Origin of the sequence: Desulforegula conservatrix Mb1Pa, assembly GCF_000426225.1 — a bacterium.
GTDB lineage: Bacteria > Desulfobacterota > Desulfobacteria > Desulfobacterales > Desulforegulaceae > Desulforegula > Desulforegula conservatrix.
The window spans coordinates 59,093-68,630 of sequence record NZ_AUEY01000016.1 but is presented as its reverse complement, the minus strand read 5'-3'; the positions used below and the strand labels follow the sequence as shown (position 1 = coordinate 68,630).

General features: G+C 43.1%; 7 protein-coding genes. 4 read left to right on the top strand and 3 right to left on the bottom strand.

The genetic code is table 11. The features are described 5' to 3' along the window. On the top strand, positions 1–244 hold a 244-nt coding region (locus K245_RS28035), incomplete at its 5' end, for a transposase (protein WP_035276807.1). 490 nt (positions 245–734) lie between these two features. On the opposite strand, the gene K245_RS0108385 is transcribed toward K245_RS28035, so the two are convergent. Beyond that, positions 735–2,000, bottom strand: a complete 1,266-nt coding sequence (locus K245_RS0108385; RefSeq protein WP_027358929.1) for an alginate export family protein — start codon at positions 1,998–2,000, stop codon at positions 735–737. Positions 2,001–2,224: 224 nt separating this feature from the next. Beyond that, a complete protein-coding gene (locus K245_RS0108380) occupies positions 2,225–3,508 on the bottom strand; it encodes an alginate export family protein (RefSeq protein WP_027358928.1) in 1,284 nt (427 codons plus the stop codon). Between the two features lie 360 nt (positions 3,509–3,868). Here K245_RS0108380 and K245_RS0108375 point away from each other — a divergent pair, with 360 nt between their 5' ends. Then, complete coding sequence (locus tag K245_RS0108375) at positions 3,869–5,494, top strand: FG-GAP repeat domain-containing protein (protein WP_027358927.1); 1,626 nt, start codon at positions 3,869–3,871, stop codon at positions 5,492–5,494. Positions 5,495–5,561: 67 nt separating this feature from the next. On the opposite strand, the gene K245_RS0108370 is transcribed toward K245_RS0108375, so the two are convergent. Further along, positions 5,562–5,789, bottom strand: a complete 228-nt coding sequence (locus tag K245_RS0108370; RefSeq protein ID WP_027358926.1) for a hypothetical protein — start codon at positions 5,787–5,789, stop codon at positions 5,562–5,564. Between the two features lie 158 nt (positions 5,790–5,947). On the opposite strand from K245_RS0108370, the gene K245_RS0108365 reads away from it, so the two are divergent. Beyond that, positions 5,948–7,435: an OmpP1/FadL family transporter gene (locus tag K245_RS0108365; protein WP_027358925.1), complete on the top strand. Its 1,488-nt coding sequence runs from the start codon at positions 5,948–5,950 to the stop codon at positions 7,433–7,435. Positions 7,436–8,017: 582 nt separating this feature from the next. After that, entirely contained in the window at positions 8,018–9,508 is a 1,491-nt protein-coding gene (locus K245_RS0108355; RefSeq protein ID WP_027358923.1) for an OmpP1/FadL family transporter, read from the top strand. The last annotated feature ends 30 nt before the right edge of the window (positions 9,509–9,538 follow it).

The following is a 9,538-nucleotide window of genomic DNA, read 5'->3' as shown; positions in this document are numbered from 1 at the left end:
AGGAACCCTTATACCCCCTGAGAATATGAAATTGCTTCACCTGCCTCCATATTCACCAGAACTTAATCCCGTTGAGCATCTTTGGGATGAGCTTCGTGAAAAATATTTCCATAACAAGGTTTTTGACAGCATTTTTTCTCTTGAAAAACACTTGGAATCATCATTGCTTTCAATGGAGCTTGACCAGCAAAAAGTCAGATCTATTGTTGCGTGGCCATGGATAATTAATGCACTTTTGAAATAGATTTGGTATAATATCTCAAAAACAATCGATCGAAAATCAAAAATCCTGGGCCTCCGGCGGATCGCTTTTTTGTAAAAAAGCTCCGCAAAAAACTTATGGATTTTTGATTGTAATTAAAATCTGATGGCCTTGCAAAGAATCTGAAATGAACGCCAGCGCCATGCCGGACTTGATAAGCCATCTTTGTATTTTCAGGTACTTCTGGATTCCGGTCTGCCCCAGAATAACGAAAATCTGACTTTTTGAGACTTTGTCAAATTTAAAAATCCAAAATCTTCGATTGAAAAATATCTGGTCGTGGGGTGCTCAAGCCACAAGGCTTGCGCACCAAAAAGGCTTTCAGCGCTAAATCAGTAAGATTCAATTTTTCACTCGCATGGAATATCTAATCTCACTTTCAAGCATACGGACATCAACTTTATCTGATAAACAAAAAAGCCTGCTTCCTTTCGGAAGCAGGCTTTTTTGATTTATTTATGATCTTAAGTTCTTAGAACTTGAGTTCAAGTCTTGTACCGATTTCCATCGGATCATCTTCGCCTGTCGCGTCGCCGGCAGCAAGATAAGCGCCAACTACATCAAGAGCGAGGTTCTCGTAAATCATATACTGAGCCCTGAGGTCAACTTCGAGGCCAAGTTCGTTTTCCATCTTGCCATTATAAGCAAGAACGTCCTCAACAAGCTGGGCATACCACACATCAGCAAAAAGTGTGAGTTTTGGCATTGCCTGGAAGGATGCGCCAAGGTTTGCTGCTGTGATATTTGTTATGCCGTCGCCAGGTGAGTTGTTTGAAAACTGATTATCGAATATGCCATAACCCATGATTTCAGACCAATAGTATGATCGTCCCTGGGGTGCGATAAAAGCTTCCTGGTCAGTGTCAGCTGCGTTATCATCACCAGAAGCATAGAACACCTGGCCATGAAGACCGGCCTTGCCGAGACTAACTTCACCACCAACTGCAAGGAGATATGCTGAAACATCTATATCTGTGTTGGATGCATAAACTTCTTCTGTACCGCCCTGGTATATACCTGTGAACCATGCCTTTGCATTGTCGGTTTTAAGATCGGCATTAAGGGCAAGATAATAAATATCCCTTGAATCGTATACCTTGTTTGGATCAGTATCCTGGGTCATATACATAACCATTGGATTGATGGTTATTTTGCCCATTGCTATTTCAGGATTAAGAACATAAGCATCCATATCTTCATCATTCTTATCCTTGCCTGGGCCGCCTTCATTATATTTCATCCAGAGGAAAGGAAGCTTTGTATTGCCAAAATCATACGTGACAACTGCGCCGGCAAAATCATCGTCAAAAAGGAAACTTCTGGAAAGAATAGTTCCCTGAGTACCAACCTTGAAATTAAGATTATCGACAGGGGTGAAATCAGCATAGGTGTTTTTTACCTCAACAGCGATTCCGTCTGCACCTATCTTTCCATAATTGCTGGTCGCCTTTGAATTGTCCCCCCAAATCTGATCACCCATTTCAAACTTGTTCACAAGCATGAATCTGTCGTTGAACTTTGCGGTGTAGAAAAGTCTGGTTCGTGAATCAGCTACGCTTGTGTCTCTATCTTCCATTGATTTCTTTTCACCCGGCGCATATACGTCTTTAAAACCAAAATTTCTCTGAACATACGCCCTTGAATACCACTCACCGCCAAACTGATTTTCAAATGCAAAAGCAGATGAAGCTGTCAGTCCTGCCACAAACACTGAAGCGGCAATCAAAAATTTTTTCATAATCTACTCTCCTCAAACCTTATTAAGTTATTCTAATAAAACACAACTCACTATTTCAGTAGGCTAATAGTAAAATGCCGATCCCGCTCAATCAGCCATGATAACTTAGCTTCTCCCTGACACAGGTGTCAAGTCAAGATTTCCTAAAACAAAAAAAGCCCACATCTCCATGACTCGGAGAGCGGGCTTTTTTTAAATATGCTTTGGAAAAACTTTAACTCAAATTAGAACTTAAGCTCAAGCTGGGTACCAACTTCGTATGGATTATCATCTTTGTTAGTAGCATCGCCAGCTGCAAGGTAAGCACCAACAACATCAAGAGCAAGATTTTCGAAAAGCATATATCTCGCTCTGAGGTCGAATTCTGTACCAAGTTCGTCATCCTGACCTTTTGCAACTTCAGAAAGCTTTGCATACCAGATGTCGCCATAAACGGTCAGCTTGTCCATTGCCTTGTAAGAAGCGCCTATTTTTGCTGCTGTAATATTGGTTACGCTGTTATAACCATATTTGCCTATGCCATTTGATACGTTGCTGTCGAATATACCACCACCCATGATTTCAGACCAGTGATAATCCTGACCGGCATTAATAGCTCCGCCAGAGTTAGCGAAACCTACAAAGCCATTCATTTCATCGTCAGTTGCATCGTCATCGCCTGAAGCGTAAAAGCCCTGGGCATTAAGATTAAGCTTGCCGATATTGTACTCAGCACCAAGGGCAACAAGGTATGAAGCAAGATCCATATCAACTGTTCCTGACATGATTGTTCCATTCTGATATATACCTGTAAACCATGCCTTGAAAGCATCTGCGGTCATATCAGCGTTGAGGCCCATAGTGTATATATCGCTATTTGTAGATTCCTGTTTCTGATATGCAAAAAGAGGATTGATCATTGCAGCTTTGCCAAGCTTGAACTCAGGAGAAAGCGCATATACGTCGATGTCTTCGTCATTAAGTTTATCACCGGCAGTATTTATACCAGGGCCGCCTTCATTTGCCTTGATCCATATGAAAGGTATCTTGATATCCTTGTTCATGTCATAAGAAACAATTGCACCGGAAAAATCATCATTGAAAAGGAAACCACGGCTGATTACAGTTCCCTGTGTACCGAGCTTGAAGCCAAGCTTCGCATCGTTTACAAGATCAAAAGCGAAATCAGCATAGGTGTTTTTAACTTCAACGGAAATTGAATCCGCGCCTATTGCGCCGCTGCCTGGCTTGTTTGCAGCAGCTGGTCTGTCAAAATACTCTTTTGAACCCCATATTGCATCCATTTCAAACTTGTTTACAAGCTTGAAGTTCTTGCTGAATTCAGCTGTGTAATAAAGCCTGGTCCTGCTGTCTGTACGGCTGGAATCTGCTTTTTCATCAGCTGCGAAATCTCTCTGGGTAAAAGCGCGAGTACGCCAATAACCACCAAACTGGTTTTCAAACGCCATTGCAGGAACAGCAGAGGCCACCACCGCCGATGCAAGAAGCACTGAACAAAATCTTTTCATTTTCCTCTCCTTAAGAATTTGGTTAGCTCTAACAAACCTTACAGGTTGCATTTTTCTTTTATTAACTAACAAAAACAAAAAGGTCATTTTACGACTTGATTGTCTGACTGCTTAGCAATTGCAGCAATAATTGTCAACCATGTTTTTAGCCGCAATAACGATGTTTCCCTTTAAAAAACACGGTTTTATTGTTTCAATGCATGAAAACCAACCACATGTTACGAATTGGTTTAAACGCTGTTTATGTTCAGGATTTATTAAAGTGGGGCTTATTTTATATTAAAAACTAAAAAAACTTGCAAAAAGCATCAATTTGCTTATTTGTTCATGAGGTAAAAAATCATTTATTGGAGCTATATAATGAAAAAGACCATCGCAGTATTATGTTTACTGGCATTCACAGCTGGAACTGCCATTGCCGAATCAAAAACAAAAATCTCTGTTTTCCCGCTTAAACCGTCTGGTGGAAAAGAAGCGGAAGATCTTTCCAGGGCAATACAGGAAATAATGCTTGCCCAGCTCATTGAAAAAGATACGATAATAGCCGTATCGAGTCCTAATGCGCCCGCAGATGACAAGGACGCCGCCCAGAAAGCCATAAAGGAAGGCTCAGATTATGCCGTAACCGGTGGTATGGCCGTATTCGGCAAAACCTCGAATCTCAGCATAAGGCTGATTGACGCAAAAACCGCTTCATCTGTCCAGGCCTACAGCAAAATCATCAACAAGCAGGAAGAGATTCCAGAGGCCATAAACGGCTCGACCCAATCCATTAAATCATGGATTTCATCAAAAAAACCCGGCCAGATCGAAGCACCATCCGCAGCTTCTCCCAAGGTAACTCCACCTCCTGTCCAGGTGACCGCTCCTGTTCAGCCTCAATTGCCGGCCCCCGATGATCAGTCCCTTCTCCCTGCAACCAAGACAGATTCCCAAAATGCGGAAAGCCTTATACTTATCGACCCGATAGAAAAAACCCTCATCTTCAAAACGGCCGGAGTAGACGAAAGGATCATCAGCATAGCTCCGGTCAATCTGGGCAAGAACACACAACCAGAGATTGTGGCCCTTACCAGAAACCAGACTCTTTTTTATAAAAAAGCAAAAAACACAATCGAGCTTTCGAGCAAATCAGAACCTCCCGCAGGCCAACGCAATCTCCGCGTGGACGCCATTGACATGGACGGTGACGGTAAAGACGAAATTTTCACCACATGCTTGAACACCAACTTCATGTCTCCGGTGGTATCATCAAATACTATTGAAGGAGGCAAACTTGTCCCTTCAAAATCTGAATCCGGTTTCTTTTCAGCGACTGCGTATTTTAAATGCAAGAAAATCCTTTTGATACAGAAAGAAGACAGGGGCAACAATCTTTATTCAGGAGAGATATTCCAGATTACTGGCAAAAGCCTGGATGACAGAACGGTATTCAAAAGCCCTACGGATATCCATCTTGACAACTTTATATTTGGCCAGATAACCGAAAAACCGGCCAATATGTGGTTAAACTATGACAGCGACAGCAAGATGGCACTAAGAAACGAGAAAGGCGAAGCCGAATGGGAGGGCGATGAGAAATTCGGCGGTAGCATGGAGTCCATGGAAAAGCAGATGGAGGGAAGCAAGAAAGACGAAACCGAAAGAAAATACTTCAAGCAAAGATTGATAGGTTTCTGCGACCAGAGCGGCAGGACATACATTCTCACCGTAAAAAACGAGGACATCGCAAAGGGAATGCTGTCAGGGTATAAAAAATTCACAAGCGGCAAGGCCATAATATATGGTTGGTCAGGAATAGGCCTCAAGGAAATATGGAGCTCGGAAGCTATCCCTGGCGGCATACATGATTTCTGTCTTTACGATGTTGACGGTGACGGGCTGAAAGACATAGTTTTTGCTGCGTCCATTGAATCAGCATTCAAGAGCAAAGGATATCTTGCAGGAATCAAGCTGCCTGAAAAAATAGCCAAAGTCATAAAATAAAAAAACCATGCCGGGCACACCAGACCTGTGTCCGGCATTCCCTTCAATAAGCCCCGGATCGCGCAAATCAAATAAAAGCATTATCACCATCCGAATATTGATCCACTTTATTCTTTCGACGATATAGTTTTGGCAAGGTCGCAGAAAGTCCTATCACCGTCATTCCGGTGAAAACCTGAATCCAGAAATGGCTGAAATTACAAAGATGCCCCATCAAGTCCGGCATGACGCCGCCGCCTTTTTTTGACTTTTTACGAGACCATAAATTTTCCACCCTAAAAAAATCAATGTTCATGTGATTTACCGAGGATTGAGGTATTGACAAAGGTTGACTTCTTAACATATGAAAAGTCCCTATGAAACAGTAAGCGCCAAAGGTTTACATCGATATCCATTACAACCATGGTAACATTTCTGTTTTCTGAAACCAAACAATGCGGGTAAGGAGGATTTGTGAAAAAATTTTTTGTTATTTCAGCCACAATATTAGCCATGTCAGCATCAGCCCACGCAGGCTGCGTTGACACTTTCGGCATTGGAACAAGGGCGGCTACTCTAGGCGGAGCATTTACTGCGACTGCTGACGATCCTTTTGCAACCTATTACAACCCGGCAGGCCTCACTCAAATTGACAGGCCAATGTTATCAGCCGGTGTTACAATGCTTAATCCAGAACTGAAGATTCACAAATTCGAGGTCGAGAACAAGGACGGAGGACTTAATTACGGGCCATCCGGAATGTCCGATGAATCAGACGATCTTTATGTTCCACACGCAGGCTTTGCAATGCCTGTTGGCAAAAACATGTCCATTGGAATAGCAGGATACGTACCTTATGGACTTGACATTGAGTGGAGCCCAAACACGACAAAAAACCCAGCAGCTTACAACTTTTTTCATTCCTACTATACTCGTGAAGTTGTAACCCCAAGCGTAGCATACAAGATAAATGAAAAATTCTCTTTGGGTGTTGGCGTTTCAATTGGTAAGTCTAAATCAGGCGCAAGCAGAGTAATTAATTATCCCACCACCGCAGCCCAGGCAATGACCAAGGGCTTCATGGATCAGGGAATGTCAGCTGCGGCGGCCACTGCCCAAACGACAGCAATAATGACAATGGTGGGCGGAACCCTCCCACAAACCAAACCTGCGGCCCTTGCGGCTATGCCTGATGCGAGCTATCAGTCACTGCTTCTTGTTCAGGCCGCAAATTCTGTCCACGACGGTATTTTCGAAGCAGAAATGGAAGATGATGTAAACTATTCTTTCAACGTAGGCTTCATGTACAAACCCATAAACTCGGTAAGCCTCGGCTTGACCTACAGAAGCAAGACTGATGCTGACTTTGACGGTGATGTCAGAATCAACAACGTAAAGGTTGCAAATCTTGAAATGGAATATGACCACCCTGATCAGATCCAGGCAGGTATACGCTATAAGCCGCATGACAAGGTATCCATGGAAGCTGACCTTGTATGGACATATTGGAGACATAACGAATACCAGACAGAAGAATTCAGCCCGTACCTTGTCCTTCCAAACGTAACTTCAAAAAAATATGAAAGAGACTGGAATAACACAAACCAGGTCCGTCTCGGTATTGAATGGCAGGCTCTTGACTTTATGACTTTAAGAGCAGGATACTTCTATGATCCATCTCCAATACCAGATGACACATTTGACATGATGTGGCCTGACGCTGACAAAAAGACCTACTCAATAGGCGCTGGTTTTGATTTCGGTGAAAACTGGACACTTGACGCAGGCATGCAGTACGCGATAGCTGAAACATCAAGAATAATTGGTGGAGAAAGCAATAACCTCAACGAAACATATAATCCGCTCAAAAAATATGGCCTTGATAATGGATCAAGAAACGTAAACGCGGAATGCGACGGCCATCTTTGGGGCTTTTCTTCAACTGTAAACTATAAATTCTAGAAATATCATTAAGATCACTTTTTTTAAGCCTCCGGATTATCTTGGTCCGGAGGCTTTTTTCATCATAAAGATCCTCTCCAACATACCAGCAAAGCCTGATTATATTTTGATGGTCTCGCGTTGCTTCAGCGTCATGCAGGAGCTGATCCGGCATCTTTGTATTTTCATATCTTCTGGGTTCCGGCCTGCGCCGGAATGACGGGAATCTGACTTTTTGTGACTTTGGCAAAAGGCAATTTCAAGACGCGGCCTCAATATTTTTCTCCATGCAATCATGAGCATATACCTCCTGATTTATCGGCCATAAAACCGAGTAGTTAAGCATATTTATATGGCATGCCCAGGCCATATTGATGCCATATATAATAAAGAGCAGGAATAAACTCAAATTTTACCAAATTTAACACCTGCTTGATAAACATGGTTTATTTAGTTGATCTTAGATTATTAAGCTGGTAAATAGTTTTACTGTAATCGTACTCAAATGGATGAGTTATACCGATTGACCGGAAATTAACGCCTTGGAGCCATAAAAAGGACATTCTTTCTGGCGATATAACAACGCAAAGGCAAGGAGGGAAAATGAAAAAATTTATAACGGTTTCTGCCATTCTTCTAACCATGACAGGCCAATCTTTTGCAGGCAATGTTGAATCCTTTGGAATAGGCGCCAGGGCAACTGCATTGGGCGGAGCATTTTCTGCCACAGCCAACGATCCTTATGCAGCATACTACAACCCGGCTGGCCTTACCCAGATTGACAGCCCAATGTTATCTACAGGCTTATCAGTCATGGACCCAAATTTGAAAGCACACAAATTCACGGTTGAGGGAAGTGACGGGAATCCGGTCTTTGGACCTACAGGAATAGCAGACGAATCAGATGATCTATTCGTTCCTCATATGGGTTTTGCTATGCCCGTAAACAAGCAGATATCGATTGGTATGGCCGCTTATGTCCCCTACGGACTTGATGTGGAATGGAGCCCTAATACGACAAAGAACCCGGCCGCTTACAACTGGTTCCATTCATATTATATGAGAGAAGTTGTAACACCAACAGTAGCATATAAAGTGAACGACCAGTTTTCAATCGGTCTTGGCGTTTCTCTTGGAAAATCCAAATCAGGAGCGGAAAGAGTGGTCTATTATCCGACCACCGCCACCCAGGCAATGACCAAGGGATTTATTGACCAAGGCATGTCATCAGCGGCAGCGGCAGCTAAGGCGAACGCAATAATGACAATGGTGGGCGGTACTCTTCCGGCAACAAAACCTCCGGCACTGGCTGCAATCCCCGACTCGACCTATCAGTCCCTCCTTCTTGTCCAGACCACAAATTCATACAATGACAGCCTTATGAAAGCCGAGATGGAAGACGATTTCAACTATTCCTTCAATATCGGATTCATGTATAAACCAGTAAATAGCGTCTCGCTCGGCCTTACATACAGAAGCAAGGCAGATGCAGAATTTGACGGCCCGCTTAAAATCAACAATGTAAAAGTGGCAAATGCAGAACTGGATTATGACCATCCTGATCAGATCCAGGCCGGCGTAAGATATCAGCCGAATGACAAAGTATCAATGGAAGCTGACGTAGTGTGGACATACTGGAGACACAATGAATACCAGAGAGAATACTTCAAGCCTTATCTTATAGTTCCGACTGTCACGGAAAAAACATATGACAGGGACTGGAACAACACCAATCAGCTCAGACTCGGCATAGAATGGAAAGCCCTTGATTACATGACCGTAAGAGCCGGATATTTTTACGATCCGTCCCCGATACCAGACGATACATTTGACATCATGTGGCCTGACGCTGACAGAAAAACCTATTCAATAGGTCTTGGTTTCAACTGCGGAAAAAACATCACGATTGATACCGCCCTCCAGTATGCCATAGCAGAAGCTGGAAGAATAATTGGCGGGGAGAGCGGTCATAACCTGAATGATACATACAACCCTCTCATGAAATACGGCCTTGACAATGGCGCAAGAGATGTAACACTCGAAGCAGACGGCAATCTTTGGGGATACAGCGCAACAATGAACTACAAATTTTAAGCCCTAAATTCAATAAATAACCCCCTGGTA

Coding starts and splice junctions, on each gene's coding strand:
- K245_RS0108385 (WP_027358929.1), bottom strand. CDS start 2,000: ATGAAAAAATTTTTGATTGCCGCTTCAGTGTTTGTGGCAGGACTGACA.
- K245_RS0108380 (WP_027358928.1), bottom strand. CDS start 3,508: ATGAAAAGATTTTGTTCAGTGCTTCTTGCATCGGCGGTGGTGGCCTCT.
- K245_RS0108375 (WP_027358927.1), top strand. CDS start 3,869: ATGAAAAAGACCATCGCAGTATTATGTTTACTGGCATTCACAGCTGGA.
- K245_RS0108370 (WP_027358926.1), bottom strand. CDS start 5,789: ATGAACATTGATTTTTTTAGGGTGGAAAATTTATGGTCTCGTAAAAAG.
- K245_RS0108355 (WP_027358923.1), top strand. CDS start 8,018: ATGAAAAAATTTATAACGGTTTCTGCCATTCTTCTAACCATGACAGGC.